Origin of the sequence: Synechococcus sp. RedBA-s (genome assembly GCF_024345495.1) — a bacterium.
Classification (GTDB): Bacteria; Cyanobacteriota; Cyanobacteriia; order PCC-6307; family Cyanobiaceae; genus Regnicoccus_A.
The window spans coordinates 1-16,030 of record NZ_JAGQBF010000017.1; the positions used below are offsets into that span (position 1 = coordinate 1).

Consider the following 16,030-nt stretch of genomic DNA (forward strand, 5'->3'; position numbering starts at 1 on the left):
GCCCCAGCCCGACCCCCCCGGTGCTTCACGTCCCTGGGCAACTTTTCCCGCTTCGATGATGCGGGCCAGTGCGGCCGAGGTGAGCGATCTGGACCTGCAGGTGGTGACGGGAACGCTGCCACCGGATCTGGCTGGTCACCTTTTCATGGTGGCGCCGGTCGGTTCGGTCACCTCCAACGGGCTGCCCAACCCGAGCGGGGCCCATGTGTGGAATGGCAACGGACTGGTGTTCCGCTTCGATTTCGACCAGCCGGGCCGAGTGCGCCTCACCACCCGCCTGGCCAAGACCCCCTGTTTCTACGCCGACACCGCCACTGTCCCCGGATCGCCCCATGAGAAGCTGCGCTTCCACGATTTCGGCATGGCCCGCTTCTCCCTCTCCCTGGGAATGCGCAACCTGGCCAACACTGCCCTGATTCCGATGCCGGTGGATCGGCAGGCCACCCCAAGACTGCTGATCACCTTTGATGGCGGCCGTCCGTTCGAGCTCGACCCCCACAGCCTCAAGCTGATCACTCCGGTGGGCCGCAACCGGGAATGGCGCCCCGGCATTGAGCTGAACATGCCGTTTGAAGCTGTGTTGAGCACCGCCCATCCGGTGTTCGATCCGGTGGAGAGGACGCTCTACACGGTGAACTACGGCCGCTCAATGGTGAACTTCCTCACCACGATCCCCTGCCTCTACAACCTGAGCGAAATTCCCGCCGAGATCGAGCGGGCCCTGGAGGTGATCGCCTCCTGGTTCTCCAGGCCGGGACCCGCTCCTGGACCATGGGCACCGATCGCTCGCCTGCTGGGAGCTCTGCTCAAACCGGTGCAGGGGCTGCTGAGCCGAATCACCGGCGTGGCTGATTTCGTGCACCTGATCCGCTGGGATGGGGAAGGGGCCTTCGAGCGCTGGGCCCTGGTGGATCAGCAGGGCCAGCCTTTGCGCATCGAGCAGACCATGCACCAGGTGGGCGCCAGCCGCCACCATGTGGTCCTGATGGACACCTCCTTGAAGTTTGGCCTGGAGCAGATCCTGGGCTTCCCCATCCCGGGGAGCCCGTCGATCAGCCGGATCCTGCGCCTGCTGTTGACCAGGCCCCAGAGCGCCTCCACCACCCTGTACTTCGTGGCCAAGAAAGATCTGGTTCCCTCCATCGGCGACGACATCCCGAACGTGACGGTGCGGCAGCTCACCATCCCGCTGGAGACCGGCCATTTCCTGGTGGATCAGGCCGAGGCCGACGACGACATCACCCTGTATCTGGCCCACGAATGCGCCAGTGATGTGTCGGAGTGGATCCGCAGTTACGACCAGACCGTGAAGAACCACCAGCCGATGAACACCTCCCTGGAGGGAATGATTGCGGTGGGGGCCATGGATGTGGGCCGGCTGGGCCGCTATGTGGTGGACGCCAGCACCGGCCAGCTCAGGCATGGACAGGTGCTGGAGGATCGACGGCGCACCTGGGGACTGGGGCTCTACAGCTGCCCGGCCCTGGAGCAGAACTCTGGTCAGACGAGATCAATTGGTTCGATCTACTTTCTGTCGCTGGGATTCTGGAGAGATCTTCTGCCTGAATTCATCTATCGCCTCTACGAGGAGTATCCCCATCGCTCGGTTCCCCTTGACGACATTCTCAACCCGCCGGAGGCCAATCAGGAGCGTCCCAGCAGCCTGATGCGCTGGGATACACGCACCATGACCATCGCGGACGCCTACGACTTTCCGCTCGGCAATTCCTCTTCCGCCAGGAGCGATACCCTTGTCGCCAATTCCCCTCAGTTCATCCCTCGGGAGGACAAGGCCGATCTCGATCCGGACGTCAACGGCTATCTGGTGTGCACCGTGATTGGGGAACACAGCAAGGAACTCTGGATCTTTGATGCCGCCGATCTGGCCGCGGGTCCGCTCTGCAAGCTCGCCCATCCCAGCTTCCAGCCGGGGTACACCGTGCACACCTGCTGGATGGCTCAGGTGAACCCCCGCGAGGCCACCTATCGGATCCCGATCCGTGATGATTATCAGGATCTTGTGGCCAAGGCAGGCGCCGAGGTGCAGGCCCTGTTTGAGGAGCAGGTCTATCCCGCCTGGGACAAGGCTCAGGCTGAAGCCAACATCTGATCGAGCACTGCGGCCAGGATGGCTTCACTGGAGCTGAAGACGTCACGATGGCTCCACACCCAGTGACCCTGACCCATCAAGCCCATGGGCCACCAAGATGATGACGACAACAGACCTTACCTTTCACGGCCTGGACATTCAGGAGAAACTCTACGAGGGCAAAGAATCCATCGTGTTCCGCGCCCATGATGCATCACTGGATGCATCAGTGATCATCAAAGCGCCAAGAGATCTCTATCCCAGCCCAAGAAGCATCACTCGCCTCCGGCATGAATATGAAATCTGCAAGTCGATCAAGGGGTCGCCGAGCGCCAGGATTCTACGACTGGAAAACCAGAGAAGACTGCCATTCCTAGTAATCGAAGATATTCAAGGAGTTCAGCTTGGCACTGTTGCCAATATCCTGAAACAGGATATTGGCAGATTTCTTGATCTCACCATAAGCATCTGTCAGTGCCTCCGTCAGCTGCATGAATGCAACATCGTTCACGGCGGCCTTGAACCGGAAAACATTCTCGTCAATCCGGTAACCGATCTCACCAGACTGATCGATTTCGGCTCGGCCATCAGGCTGCCCACCCAGCGTCAGGAGGCCAGCCTGGCCTCTCTCCTCGATGGCAACCTCAACTACCGCTCCCCGGAGCAAACAGGACGCATCAATCGCCTGGTTGACCATCGAACGGATTTCTACTCCCTGGGCGCCACCCTCTACCACGTGTTGACGGGACAGACTCCGTTCCAGGCAGAGGATGCCCTGGAATTGCTGCACAGCCACATCGCCCGTCTGCCCGCGCCTCCCATCGAGATCAACGACCAGATCCCCGTCGGCATCAATGACATCGTTGTCAAATTGCTCAGTAAATCAGCCGAAGACCGCTACCGGAGCTGCCACGGCCTGATCGAGGATTTCAGGCACTGCAGGCTGGAATGGCAGAAGCGGAGAACGGTGGAGCCCTTCCCCCTCGCTCGGGAGAACACCGCCAGCCGACTGGTGATTCCCCAGAAGCTCTACGGGCGTGAGGCCGAACGCGAACAGCTGCTGAGGTGTTGTCGTCGCATCGGAAGCGACCCCCTGCAACTGCTTCTGGTCAGCGGACCAGCGGGCATCGGCAAATCAGTCCTGATCCGGGAAGCCCAGGAGCCGATTCTGGAACAGCACGGATATTTTCTATCCGGCAAGTTTGATCAACTGCGAAGAGATGTTCCCTATGCCTCCCTGATCACGGCCTTTCGATCCCTGGTGCAACAACTGCTCTGCATGGATCGAACAGAACTGAGCGCCCTACGCAACAAACTTACGACGGCCCTTGGGGGGAATGGTGCCGTGATCACAGAAATGCTGCCAGAACTGGAGCTGATCGTCGCTGCCCAGCCCCCCCTGGAACCTCTGCTACCCGTGGAGGCGCAGAACCGCTTCACCCAGACCTTCCTGAGATTCATCGGAGTGTTTGCCGAGCCGGAGCATCCGATGGTGATCTTCCTCGACGATCTCCAGTGGGCCGACTCTGCCTCAATGCAGTTGCTGAAAGCTATTCTTGATTCCCCGGAGGTTCGCCACCTCCTGGTCATCGGTGCATTCCGCGATGCTGAAGTCAGCCAGGAGCATCCCTTTCGGCTGATGCTGGATGGCCTTCGCCACCAGGACTACAGAGTGGCGCAGATGGAACTGCAGCCCTTGAGCTTGAACAATGTCACGGGGTTCCTGGTGGACACACGGCTTGGCCGCCCACAGGACTGCCACGCGCTGGCTGAGCAACTGCATCGCAAGACCGACGGCAATCCCTTTTTCATGAACCGTCTGATCTCCAGCTTGGTGAGCAAAGAGCTGATCCACTTCAATGGCAATGGCTGGGACTGGGATCTGGAGCGCATCCGCCAGGCTGAGATTCCCGGCGATGTGGTGGATCTGGTGCTGGGGGAGATGGGCAGGCTGACGCCCGATCAGCGGTCCTGCCTATTGCTGGCGGCCTGCATCGGCAACCAGTTTGACCTCTCCACCCTCTCCCTGATCAGCGGAGTAGAACCGGTGAACGTGGCCGTGCACCTTGATGTGGCGATCACGGAAAGTCTGATTCTACCGACGGATGGTGGCCACGATATCGTTAAGTACCTTGACGCACAGGAATATGCAGAACTGGGACAACCCGTTGCTGGTTATCGCTTCCAGCACGATCGCATTCAGCAGGCCGCCTATTCAGCACTAAAAGATGATCGCCAGCGGACGATGACCCATCTGAGGATCGGAAATCTGCTGCTGGCCAATCAGAAGTCGAACCCGGATCAGGACAGCAGACTGCTTGAGCTGGTCACCCACCTCAACGAAGCGGTGACGCTGATCCACTCCCCGGAAGAACGCATCCAACTGGCCGAACTGAATCTGCAGGCGGCCGCCGACGTGAAGGCATCTGTGGCCTATACCACCGCCCTCCGTTTTCTGGATCAGGGGGTGGCACTGCTTCCCCTTGACGGCTGGAAACAGCATTACAGGCTTGCCTATTCTCTGCATAAGGAAAGGCTGGAGTGCCAATATCTCTGCAAACAGTTCGATGCGGCCCAGAAGTCATTTCAAATTCTTGTTGATCACTCTGGCAACCTTGTGGATACCGCCGAGATCTACGGGATAAAGATCATTCTCGACACCACCCTTTATGACTTCGCCTCGGTATTGAAGCTTGGCCGGGAGGGCCTTCAGCAGCTGGGCTGGACGATGCCTCGCACACCTCGAAAGGTGAAGTGGGCCATCAGGAGAGAGTTTCTACAGATCCAGATGCTGCTCTGGAAAACCAGCATTGAAAGTCTGATCCACCAACCTGTTCTCCAGGACCGCCTCCAGCAGGCTCGCCTGAATCTGATGGCTCAGATGATCCCTGTTCTGTATTACACAGACATGGAGATGAGCACACTCTTCTATCTGAAGATGGCCTCAGCATCCATGCAGCATGGCACCATGCCACTCTCCTCTGTTGCCTATCTTGGCCTAGGAAGATACTTTGGAGAAGTCCATGGAAACTACAAGCGCCGTCAGGCCTTCGGCGAGCTCGCCCTGAAGCTTGTGGACATCCTGAACAGCAAGGCACTCAAGTGCAAGGCACACTTCCTCTATGGGGGCTTCATCCAGCCGTGGACTCGACCAGCACATGAATCACTGGCCTATCTGAAATCAGCCCATCAGGCCGGTGTGGAAGCTGGAGATCTGATCTGGGCCTGCTATGCCAACAACGTGGCCTGCATGAGGCTGCTGTTTCTGGCCAGGAACGTGAACGAAACAGAAGCGGAAAGCCAGAAATATCTCACATTCGCTCTTGGCGTCGGTGAGCAGTATACGCCTCACTTCCATTTCATCACAAGACAAACCTGTCGTGCACTCCAGGGAAAAACAAAGGCTGCTACCGATCTCAGCGACGACGACTTCGATGAAGCCTCCCGCTTCGCCGACCTCGCCAGCCGCCCTGAGCTGTTGGGCTGTCTGAACTGGTACTACGTCTGTAAAACACTGCTGTACTTTCTCGCCGACGACTTTGACACTGCTCTCAGGATGGCGGAGGCCGCCCACCAGAGCAGGGAGTCGGCCGCCGGGCTGATCCGTGTCACCGAAACCTGCTTTCACCTCTCGCTTTGCCTGGCTATCAAGGCAGGAGTGGAACCGGATCCTGCCCGGCGGGGACTGCTGATCCAGCAGTTGCGGGGCAACGGACGGCAATTGCGGGAATGGGGTAGGAACAGTCCACAGAATTTTCGCCATAAAGCCACCCTGATCGAAGCGGAGCTAGCACGCCTCCAGAACCAACCCTACGAAGCTGAAAAGCTCTTCCAACAGGCGATTCTTCAAGCGAATGAGTCGACCCTGCAGAACAGCATTGCCATCGCCCATGAGAGAGCTGCCGATTTTTATCAGGACCGCGGCTTTGATGTGATTGCCAGAGCCTATCGATTGGAGGCACGACAGGCCTATCTCCAGTGGGGAGCCCTTCTCAAAGTCTCTCTGATGGTGAAACAATATCCATGGATCTCACGCTTTCAGGAGCCGTCCATGGACACCCATGCGCCATCCCGATCCCATCTTCCGCCCGCCGGCATGGCGACAACTTCGGAGAATCTGGATTTCAACAGCGTGATCAAGGCCACCCAGGCGCTGTCCAGTGAAATTCTTTTGGAAAAGCTTCTGGCCCGGATCGTCCATATCCTGCTGGAGAACGCTGGCGCCCAGCGGGTCGCCCTGATTCTCGAAAACAGGGGCCAGCCTTGCGTGGAAGCTGAAGGCCGTTGCGATCATAACGAGGTCAAGATTCTCCAAGCCATCCCTCTGGCGGAGGCACAGAACCTGCCACTGCAGGTGATCAACTATGTGCTCACCACCAGCCAGCATGTGCTTCTTAACAATGCCTCTCAGGATGGAGCCTTCATCCACGACCCCTGCATCAGTGCGCAGCAGTTGAAATCGCTGCTATGTCTGCCCCTGATCAGCCAGGGAAAACTGGTGGGCGTGGTGTATCTCGAGAACAATCTTTCGACTGATGTGTTTAACCCTCAACGGATGGAAACCATTGCCATTCTCAGCTCCCAGCTGGCTATCTCCCTGGAGAATGCAGGCCTCTACTCAGAGCAGGCAGCTTATAACCGGGCCTATGGCAGATTCATTCCCCATGAGTTTCTCGAGTTTCTGGATCGAGACACCATCCTTGACGTGAGCCTCGGGGACCAGGTGCTCAAGCGGATGAGCGTGATGTTTGCCGACATCCGCAACTTCTCCTCCCTCTCGGAAAAACTGACACCCAAAGAGAGCTTCGACTTCCTCAATCGGTATCTGAGCCACGTTGGTCCAGTGATCCGCCAACACAATGGATTCATTGACAAATTTATTGGCGATGCCGTAATGGCACTCTTTCCCCAGGGCGCAGATGATGCAGTCAATGCGGCGATCAGCCTACAGAAAGCTGTCGAGGCCTATAATTTCCAAGAAGAGATGAAAGGCCTTCAGCCGATCAAGATCGGCATCGGCATTCACACCGGTGACCTGATGCTGGGGGTGGTGGGTGAGAACGAGCGCATGGAAAGCACGGTGATCTCAGATGTTGTGAATGTTGCCGATCGCGTGGAAGGCCTCACAAAAATCTACGGCACCCCCATCGCCATCACCTCGGCCACCTTCAACGACCTCACGGATCCACACCAGTTCCAGAGCCGTTTTCTGGGTCCCCTGTCGGTGCGGGGAACTTCCTCGAAGATCGGCATCTTCGATGTGTATGAAACGGATTATCCCAGCCAGAAGCAACTGAAAGGTGCCACCCGGGAGCTGTTCAATCGGGCCGTGAACCTCTACGGCGCGGAACAGTGGTTCGAGGCCGGGAATCTCTTCCTGGCTGTTTTGGAGCTCAATCCGCACGATCGTGCTGCCCAGCACTACTACACCCGCTGCTCAGGCCACACGGCCATCCGTCCCAGATCGGCAACATGAGTTTTTCGCCAAGGTCAGCCGATGGGAGCGGGGGCCATTTCCGCCGGCCGGAGTCGCGCTCAGGGCACCAGAAAGCCGAAGTGACGCGAGAGCAAGCCTCGTAGTCCATTCTGAGCCTCCCCAAGACCGAGACCCTCCACAAGGCGCCGGTAGGCCACCTTCTCCTGCGGGTTGATGCTCGAGGTGGCCCCGGCCGCAGAACCCGCCTTCCGACCAGGGTCACTGTGATGGCTCGGTCTTGGTCCCATCAGCCTGGGCACACCCGCTTCACGGCGGCGGCGGGGATGATGAAGCCATGCCGAGTCTGAAATCCCTGAGTCGCCGGGAGCGACTGGCTGAAGTGATGGATCAGCCGGGCCTCGACCCCGGCGAGCACGCCCTGGCCCTGGCCGGGCTACGTCGCATCAATGCCCTCAGCCGCTGCTCCGCCAGCCTGTTCGCGCCGATCCGCCAGCTGGCGGCCCGCCACCAGGGCACCCCCCTGCGGGTGCTGGATCTGGCCTGCGGCGGCGGTGACACCGCCATCGACCTGACCCTGATGGCCCGGCGCAGCGCCATCCCGTTGATCCTCGAAGGCTGCGATATCAGCTCCAGCGCCGTGGCGATCGCCCGCGCCAATGCCGAGCGCCGCGGCGCCGATGTGCGCTTCTTCAGGGCCGATGCCCTCGTCGATCCGCTGCCGTCGGGCCCGGATGGCGCCGCCCCCGACGGCTACGACGTGGTGCTCACCTCCCTGTTCCTGCACCACCTCGACAACGCCGACGCCGAGCTGCTGCTGGCCCTGATGACCAGGCGGGCCCACCAGCTGGTGCTCGTGAACGACCTGATCCGCAGTCCCCTGGGCTACGGGCTGGCCTGGGCCGGCACCCGGCTGCTCAGCCGCTCCTGGGTGGTCCACACCGATGGACCGCTCTCGGTTCAGGGGGCCTTCCAGCTCGCCGAGGTGGCCGCCATGACCGAGCGGGCCGGGCTGCAGGGCGCCAGGCTCCAGCGCTGCTGGCCGGAGCGTTACCTGTTGAGCTGGTGCCGTGGCTGAGACCATCCCCGAAGACTCCTTTGACGTGGTGGTGATCGGAGCCGGTCCTGCCGGCGCCCTCGCCAGCCTTGATCTGGCCCGCCGCGGCCTGCGGGTGCTGCTGGTGGAGAAGCGCTCCTTCCCGCGCTGGAAGGTGTGCGGTGCCTGTTTCAACGGCCAGGCCCAGGCGGCACTGGCCTCCGTGGGTCAGGGTCATCTGCTCGAGAGCCTCGGCGGGCTGCGACTGCGGCGGCTGCGCCTGGGCCTGGGCGGTCGCCAGGCCAGCTGCGCCCTGCCACCGGGCTGGGCCGTCTCCCGCCACCGCTTCGATCAGGCCCTGGTGGAGGCCGCCATCGGCGCCGGTGCCGTGTTCCGCCCTGAAACCACGGCGCAGCTGGGTGCAGCCAGCAGCCACGCCCGCTGCGTCCACCTGCGTCAGGGGCGGCGGCAGCAGCAGGTGCAGGCGGCCGTGGTGCTGGTGGCGGCGGGGCTGGCCCACCGCTGCCTGGAGCACGAGCCCGGCGCTCACACCCACATCAACCCCCGCTCGCGCCTGGGGGCCGGCTGTGTGCTGGCGGCGGCCGACCAGCAGGCGCATCAGCACTGGGAGGAGGGCAGCATCCACATGGCGGTGGGCCGCCGGGGCTATGTGGGGCTGGTGCGGGTGGAAGACGGCAGCCTCAACCTGGCCGCCGCCTTTGATCGCGCCCTCTTGCAGGAGACCGGCAGCGCCGCCGCCGCCGCCGCTCAGGTGCTGGCGGAGGCCGGCTTCCCCGCCCTGCCCCAGCTGGCCGCCGCCGATTGGCAGAGCACGGCCGCCCTCAGCCGCCGCAGCACTCCCCTGGCCGGCAATCGCTTCCTGGTGCTCGGGGATGCCGCCGGCTATGTGGAGCCCTTCACGGGGGAAGGCATGGGCTGGGCCCTGGCCGCCGCCGCCGCCGTCACGCCGCTGGCGCTGGCGGGGGTCGGCCCCTGGCAGCCGGCGCTCGAACGCCGCTGGATCCACACCCACCGCCAGCGGATCGGCCGCCGTCAGCTGCTCTGCCGCAGCCTGGCCCTGGCCCTGCGCCATCCCGCCAGCGCCCGGGGCCTGTTCTGGGCCGCAGAGCGCCTCCCCTCCCTGCCGCAGAGCCTGATGCCATGCCCATGACCATCCTCGGCATCGGCACCGCAGTTCCCCGCCACCAGATCAGCCAGGCGGAATCGGCGGCCATGGCCCAGCGCATCTCCGCCTCCACGCCGGAGCGGGGCGCCCTGCTGGCACGCATCCAGCGGCGCTCCGGTGTGAACGTGCGCCACAGCGTGCTGCTGGAAGCAGCCGAGCACGGAGACGGCATTGAGGGCCGCCTGCCCTTTTATGGAGGCAGCAGCCCCTCCACGGGCGAGCGGATCCGGCGCTTTGAGACCCATGCCGCACCCCTGGCGCTGGAGGTGGCCCGCCTCGCCCTGGCCGACGCGGGCCTGGGCCCGGAGCGGATCACCCACCTGGTGACGGTGAGCTGCACGGGCTTCCAGGCGCCGGGTTTCGATCTCGCCTTGATGGGCCAGCTGCCCCTGAACCCTGATGTGGAGCGCACCCATGTGGGCTTCATGGGCTGCCACGGCAGCCTCAACGGCCTGCGGGTGGCGCGGGCCTTCGTCGAAGCCGATCCGAGCGCCTGCGTCCTGCTCTGCTCGGTGGAACTCTGCAGCCTGCACATGCACTACGGCTGGGATCCTGAGAAGGTGGTGGCCAACTCCCTCTTCGCCGACGGCGCCGGCGCCCTGGTGGCCGGCGGTCCTGCCACAGACGCCTCCCCCCTGCGGGTGCTGGGCTCCGGCTCCACGCTCATCCCCGGCAGCAGCGATCTGATGTCGTGGACCATCACCGACCACGGCTTCGAGATGACCCTCTCCTCCCGGGTGCCCGACACCATTGCCGCCCACCTGCGGCCCTGGCTGGAGCGCTGGCTCAGCGCCCGTGGCCAGAGCGTTGCCTCGATCGGATCCTGGGCCCTGCACCCCGGCGGGCCACGCATCCTCACGGCCGTGGCCGCCGCCGCTGAGCTGAGCCCCAGCCAGGTGGAGCCCTCGGCGGCCGTGCTGCGCCAGTTCGGCAACATGTCGTCGGCCACGATCCTGTTCATCCTCGAGCGCCTGCGCCGCACAGCCGCTCCGCGCCCCTGGGTGGCCCTGGCCTTCGGGCCCGGCCTCAGCGTCGAGGCCAGCCTGCTGGGCTGAACGGGGGCTTCCGGCTCAGGGCCTGCGGAAGCGCCGCAGCTCCCAGGCCGTCAGCCGCTGCTGGCTGTCGTAGTGGAAGCTCACCTGCTGGAAGTGATCGGCATCGAGGCGGCAGCCCACCTGCAGCGCGAAGGCCCCCTGCGGCAGAACCTCCGGCAGCGAGCAAATCAGGCCATCGGCAAAACCGGCGGTGATGCAGGCGCTGGGATCGACGCTGATCCCATTGCCACTGAACTGGCGGCTGCGGAAGGGGTCGCACGGCTGCGGCTCTGGATCAGCGGCAGGCCAGCGCTGGGGCTCCAGGCGCTCCAGCTCACCGGGCCAGCCCTCCTGCTCCGCCAGCAGGGCCCGCCAGTCGCTGGCCGCGGGGCGCGCTGGATCCGGCTCGGCCGCCAGGCTGCAGCGGAAGGGCACCACCCCCAGGCTCTGCAGCCGCCAGCTGAGGTCCGTCGCCGGGGCATAAAGCAGCACCAGCATCGAGCGGGAGCGGCCCCGGAACAGGTTCACTTCATGGCCGAAGCGGGGCTGCCGGCTGTCCAGCACCAGGCTCGACTGGCCGGCGGCGCCGCGGAACTGCCAGCACTGACCGCCGCTGTTGTAGGTGGCACGGGCGAGGGGCAGCCGGCGGCGACCGTCCGGCACGAAGCGCAGACCGCTGCCGTCCCACAGCCCGGTGTCGGGATCAGAAAAGCTGATGGCATAACAGGTGTCCTCAATCACCGCAACGGGGCTGCTGAGATCGAGCAGTCCGTCGGCATCGCGCTCATACCAGCGGCTCGTGCCACACCAGCGGCCCTCGAAGTTGAGCCGGTTGAGGTCCCACTGGCGGTCGTGGCCGGTCATGGCAACAGGAGAGGCGCTGGGGATGGCGTCACTCTGCTGAAGGCGCCCTAGCTTTTCGCCTGCCAGCTCAGTCCTGATGAGGATCACGATCGTTGGCGGCGGCTATGTGGGCTCGGCACTGGCTGCGGGTCACCACCACCCGCGGCGAGAGGCTCGCGGAGCTGGCCCCCCTGGCCGATGCGGTGCAACTGCTGGATGCCGCCGACCCCGATCAGCTCAGGGAGGCCCTGGCCTGGCCGGTGGAGCAGGGCTTCGATGGACTGATCAACCTGGTGGACGACGAACCGATCAGCGTGCGCGAGCTGATCGACCGCTGCTGCCACGCCGCCGGCCTTGCGCCGGTGATCTGAGAGGGCGCCAACGGCGCCGGCGCCGAGGGGGCACCCGCCGGCCCTGCCGCTGAGCCGACGCCTCCCCGCAAACTCTCGAACCGCCGTCTGCGGGAGCTGGGGCTCCAGCTCAGCCCAGAAACTGGTCCGCTGCCACCCTCCTAACCTTGCCGCGCCCCCTGGTTCCAGCTGCCATGCGTTCCCTGCCGCTCCACCTCGAGCCCGGCAGCGACCTGCGCCGGTCGCTGGAGCAGCTGGCGCAGGAGCAGAACGCCTCAGGTTTCGTGCTCGGCGTGGTGGGCAACCTGGCCCAGGCGGCCTTCCAGTGCCCCGGCAAGATCGGCCCCACCGTGCTGCGCGGTGAGCTCGAAATCATCACCCTGCAGGGCACCATCTCCCCCGAGGGCGTCCACCTGCACCTCAGCCTCTCCGATGGCGACTGCCGCGTCTGGGGCGGCCACCTCGAGCCGGGCTCGCGGGTGCTCAAAGGCGCCGATCTGCTGGTGGGGCTGATCGACACGTCGCCATTGGCAACGGCCCAGCCCAGCGCCGGTGAGCTCAGTGAACCCGCTGATCTCAGTGAACCTGCTGAACCCAGTGAGCCCCGGGTGACGATCGCCGTGCGCTCCGGTTGCCCCTTCTCCCGGCGCGCCCTGCGCATGCTGCGCACCCTGGGCATTCCCCACCGGCTGATCGAGCCCGCCGCCGAGGGGCCCGTACCCCAGGTGTTCGTTGATGGGGAACTGATCGGCGGCTACGACGAACTGGCCCAGTGCCACGGTCGCGGCGAACTGGAAGCCCTGCGCCAGGGATGAGCGCTCCGGAGGCCGCACTGCAGCTGAGCACCCTGGCGGGTTGCGGCCTGACCATCGCCGGCTACCCCCGGTTCCGCTACGACGCCCGCGGCGGCGGCGGCAGCGCCCGGCTGGGGCCAGCCTCCAGCGACGGCACCTGGCCGCTGCAATTCCCACCCCAGGAGCTGCAGATCCCGCCGCTGGACTGGCGTAGCACCCGCCTGCTGGGAGTACCCCTACCACCGGGACTGAGCATCAGCATCGAGCCCCAGCGGCTGGAGGGCGTTGTCGATCCCGCCAGCGGCTCCCTGGCCCTGAGCTTCCAGGCGCACTTTGTCTTTGCCGTGGGCTCGCTCTACAGGGCACCACCGCTGTTGGTGTCCACCGAGCTGGTGACAGGCGAGGTGCGCAGCCAACGGCACCGGTGCTGCGGCCAGCCCCTGGGCGCCGATGGCACGGCCCAGCTGGTGGGGGTGGCCACGATCGAGCCCAGCGGCGAGGCCTGGCTCGACCGTTTCCTGGGGCTGCCCGATGAGGCCTTGGCGCTGCTGCGCTGTCGCTTCAGCTCAGAGAGCGGGGCAGGCTTCCCGTGGGAACCACCTTCAGGCCTATGGGCGCCAGGGCAATGAGTGCCAACTTGACGTGCTGGATCCCGAAGGGGATGCCGATGATCGTCACGAAGCAGGCCAAGGCCGAGGTGAGGTGGCCGATTGCCAGCCACCAGCCCGCCAGCAGGAACCAGATCACGTTGCCCACCAGCCCCAGGGGGCCGGTGCCGAAGTCGTTGCGGCCGGTGAGCTCACGGCGGCTGATCGCCTCCTGCCCGAACGGCCAGAAGGAGAAATTGCCGATCACGAAGCAAGCCCGCGCCCAGGGCAGACCCACAATCGTGATCGCGGCCACCAGACCGGCCAGCCACCAGCCCAGGCCCATCAGGAAGCCCCCGAGTACGAACCAGAGGACGTTAAGAACAAAGCGCAGCATTTCTCCAGTCTGGCGTAGATCCGAAACTTGGTTGGCAGGCTTTGCTTGGCCAATCAACCCTGGCCAGGGGCCCGACCAGCCAGAAGCGAGCAGGCACCAAGCGGGAATTCTTACCAGCTTCCGCGCCTGTCGATTAGAATCCGCAAACCTCCTTAACAAAAAGGATCAACCGCATATGTTCACGCTCGAAAAAGCCACCCAGATCTTCCCCGACACCCTTTCAGCGGATGTCGTGCCCGCCATCACGGCCCGCTACAAGCTGCTCAGCGCCGAGGACCAGCTGGCACTGATCTGGTACGCCTACCTCGAGATGGGCAAGACCATCACCATTGCAGCCCCAGGCGCGGCCCGTATGCAGTTCGCCGAATGGGTGCTCAACGAGCTCAAAGGCATGAGCTTTGCCCAGCAGAGCCAGGTGATGTGCGATCTGGCCAACAGCACCGACACAACGATCGGCCGCACCTACTCCGGTTGGTCGGTGAACATCAAGCTTGGCTTCTGGTACCAGCTGGGCGAGTGGATGGCCGCCGGCATCGTGGCTCCGATACCCCAGGGCTACCAGCTCTCGGCTAACGCCTCCTCCGTGCTCAGCTCCCTCAAGAGCGTCGAGCAGGGCCAGCAGATCACCCTGCTGCGCAACTTCGTGGTCGACATGGGCTACGACCCCGCCAAGGGCGAGGCCCAGCGCGTCATGGAGCCCGTGGTGACTCCCACCCCTGAGTCCCAACGCCAGAAGGTGTCGATCGCCGGTATCGACAACGCCACGGTGAGCGCCTACATGGATCAGCTCAACGCCAACGATTTCGACAATCTGATTGAACTGTTCCTGCCGGATGGGGCGCTGCAGCCTCCCTTCCAGAAGCCGATCGTGGGCAAAGAAGCCATCCTGCGTTTCTTCCGCGAAGATTGCCAGAATCTGAAGCTTCTGCCTGAATCGGGCATTGCCGAGCCTGCCGACGGCGAATTCACCCAGATCAAGGTCACCGGCAAGGTTCAGACCCCCTGGTTCGGTGCCGGCGTGGGCATGAATGTGGCCTGGCGCTTCCTGCTCAATCCCGACGGCAAGATCTACTTCGTGGCCATCGATCTCCTGGCCTCGCCCGCCGAGCTGCTCAAGTTCGCCCGTTGAGCCTCGCCACAGCCACGGCCCCTGCCACCGGCAAGGGCCTGCTGCTGGCCGGTGGCCTCCTGCTGGCCTGGATGGTCAGCCTGGTGCTCCTGCTCCAGGCTGATCCGGCCCATCTGCCCCTGCCGCTCCTGCTGCTGGCCGTGGTGATCCGCTCGGTGCTTCACACCGGACTCTTCATCGTCGGCCACGACGCCATGCACGGCCTACTGCTGCCCGGCCAGCCCCGGATCAACCACCAGCTGGGCCAGTGGGCCCTCTGGCTCTATGCCGGCCTTCCCTACGGCGCCTGCCGCATCAACCACCTGCGCCACCACCAGGCTCCGGGCAGCGTCCGCGATCCCGACCACCAGCCCCTTCAGGGCGGTGGTGTGCTGCGCTGGTACATCCACTTCATGGCCAGCTATCTCTCCATCGGCCAGATGCTGCGCCTGCTGGGGGGCTGGACCCTGCTCGCCCTGATGGCCGCACCCTCCGGTGCCATGGCTCCGGTGTCGGTGCTGCTGGTCTGCACCCTGCCGCTGCTGATCAGTTCCCTGCAGTTGTTCGTCTTCGGGACCTACCTGCCCCACCGCCAGGGAGAAGGCCAGAGCCATCACCACCAGGCCCGCAGCCTGGAGTTACCGGTATGGCTTTCCCTGTTGGCCTGTTTCCATTTCGGCTATCACTGGGAGCACCACGAGTTCCCCACCAGCGCCTGGTTCCAGCTGCCTGGGATGCGCCGGTATCGCCCATCCTTCTCCGCGCAATCCATGCAGCTCGCGCCGCTGGTCCTGCCGCGATAAAGTCCTGTATCAAAGAAGACATCATGGTTGAGTCGGCACTGATCACCTGGAGCGACAGCGAACAGGCCATCGCGGAAGCGGCCTTCAGTTGCGCCTACGGCCGTGCCGTTCAGTCGGTGATCGGCACCGTGCGGAGCGAGGCCGATTCCATCAGTACAGCCGAGGCCCTCTGGCGCCTGCACGATTATCTCAGCACCCAGCGCCACGTCATGGAAGGGCGCTTCGATTTCCGCCTCGATGGCATCCTTTTCGTGTTCGCCAGCCTGGTGAAAGACAACCTGCTGGAACTCCAGGAACTGGACGGCCTTGACGCCGACAAACTCTCCAAGATCAAGGCGATGTCGCGCTTCTAGGGCCCAGGCGGCCCAT

13 protein-coding genes are annotated in these 16,030 nt (G+C 63.9%); 11 read left to right on the forward strand and 2 right to left on the reverse strand.

Annotated elements, in window-relative coordinates:
- The 5 genes from KBY67_RS08510 to KBY67_RS08530 form a co-directional block, all read left to right on the forward strand.
- On the forward strand, nucleotides 1-2,110 hold a 2,110-nt coding region (locus KBY67_RS08510), incomplete at its 5' end, for a carotenoid oxygenase family protein (protein ID WP_255110609.1).
- Nucleotides 2,111-2,210: 100 nt separating this feature from the next.
- A complete protein-coding gene (locus tag KBY67_RS08515) occupies nucleotides 2,211-7,565 on the forward strand; it encodes an AAA family ATPase (RefSeq protein ID WP_255110610.1) in 5,355 nt (1,784 codons plus the stop codon).
- 295 nt (nucleotides 7,566-7,860) lie between these two features.
- Complete coding sequence (locus KBY67_RS08520) at nucleotides 7,861-8,601, forward strand: methyltransferase domain-containing protein (RefSeq protein WP_255110611.1); 741 nt, start codon at nucleotides 7,861-7,863, stop codon at nucleotides 8,599-8,601.
- Complete coding sequence (locus tag KBY67_RS08525; protein ID WP_255110612.1) at nucleotides 8,594-9,730, forward strand: FAD-dependent oxidoreductase; 1,137 nt, start codon at nucleotides 8,594-8,596, stop codon at nucleotides 9,728-9,730. Before KBY67_RS08520 ends, KBY67_RS08525 begins: the two co-directional genes overlap by 8 nt.
- Entirely contained in the window at nucleotides 9,721-10,800 is a 1,080-nt protein-coding gene (locus KBY67_RS08530; RefSeq protein WP_255110613.1) for a type III polyketide synthase, read from the forward strand. The genes KBY67_RS08525 and KBY67_RS08530 overlap by 10 nt, the downstream gene beginning before the upstream one ends.
- A gap of 15 nt (nucleotides 10,801-10,815) precedes the next feature.
- Here KBY67_RS08530 and KBY67_RS08535 read toward each other — a convergent pair whose 3' ends face one another.
- Entirely contained in the window at nucleotides 10,816-11,643 is an 828-nt protein-coding gene (locus KBY67_RS08535; RefSeq protein ID WP_255110614.1) for a hypothetical protein, read from the reverse strand.
- A 92-nt stretch (nucleotides 11,644-11,735) separates the two neighbouring features.
- On the opposite strand from KBY67_RS08535, the gene KBY67_RS08540 reads away from it, so the two are divergent.
- From KBY67_RS08540 to KBY67_RS08550, 3 genes are all read left to right on the forward strand, one after another.
- Nucleotides 11,736-11,993, forward strand: a complete 258-nt coding sequence (locus KBY67_RS08540) for a hypothetical protein (RefSeq protein WP_255110615.1) — start codon at nucleotides 11,736-11,738, stop codon at nucleotides 11,991-11,993.
- A 173-nt stretch (nucleotides 11,994-12,166) separates the two neighbouring features.
- Nucleotides 12,167-12,787, forward strand: a complete 621-nt coding sequence (locus tag KBY67_RS08545) for a PCC domain-containing protein (RefSeq protein WP_255110616.1) — start codon at nucleotides 12,167-12,169, stop codon at nucleotides 12,785-12,787.
- Nucleotides 12,784-13,395 (forward strand): hypothetical protein, encoded by a 612-nt coding sequence (locus tag KBY67_RS08550; RefSeq protein WP_255110617.1) that lies wholly within the window; start codon nucleotides 12,784-12,786, stop codon nucleotides 13,393-13,395. Before KBY67_RS08545 ends, KBY67_RS08550 begins: the two co-directional genes overlap by 4 nt.
- On the opposite strand, the gene KBY67_RS08555 is transcribed toward KBY67_RS08550, so the two are convergent.
- The gene (locus KBY67_RS08555) at nucleotides 13,328-13,750 is read right to left on the reverse strand and encodes a YccF domain-containing protein (protein ID WP_255110618.1); all 423 of its coding nucleotides are present in this window, start codon (nucleotides 13,748-13,750) and stop codon (nucleotides 13,328-13,330) included. The genes KBY67_RS08550 and KBY67_RS08555 overlap by 68 nt on opposite strands.
- A gap of 175 nt (nucleotides 13,751-13,925) precedes the next feature.
- Here KBY67_RS08555 and KBY67_RS08560 point away from each other — a divergent pair, with 175 nt between their 5' ends.
- From KBY67_RS08560 to KBY67_RS08570, 3 genes are read left to right on the forward strand one after another with little or no spacing between them, the layout of a single operon-like run.
- Complete coding sequence (locus KBY67_RS08560; protein ID WP_255110619.1) at nucleotides 13,926-14,879, forward strand: orange carotenoid-binding protein; 954 nt, start codon at nucleotides 13,926-13,928, stop codon at nucleotides 14,877-14,879.
- Entirely contained in the window at nucleotides 14,876-15,661 is a 786-nt protein-coding gene (locus KBY67_RS08565) for a fatty acid desaturase (protein WP_255110620.1), read from the forward strand. Before KBY67_RS08560 ends, KBY67_RS08565 begins: the two co-directional genes overlap by 4 nt.
- Nucleotides 15,662-15,684: 23 nt before the next feature.
- Nucleotides 15,685-16,014, forward strand: coding sequence for a hypothetical protein (locus tag KBY67_RS08570; protein WP_255110621.1), 330 nt, complete (start codon nucleotides 15,685-15,687; stop codon nucleotides 16,012-16,014).
- Nucleotides 16,015-16,030 lie beyond the last annotated feature (16 nt).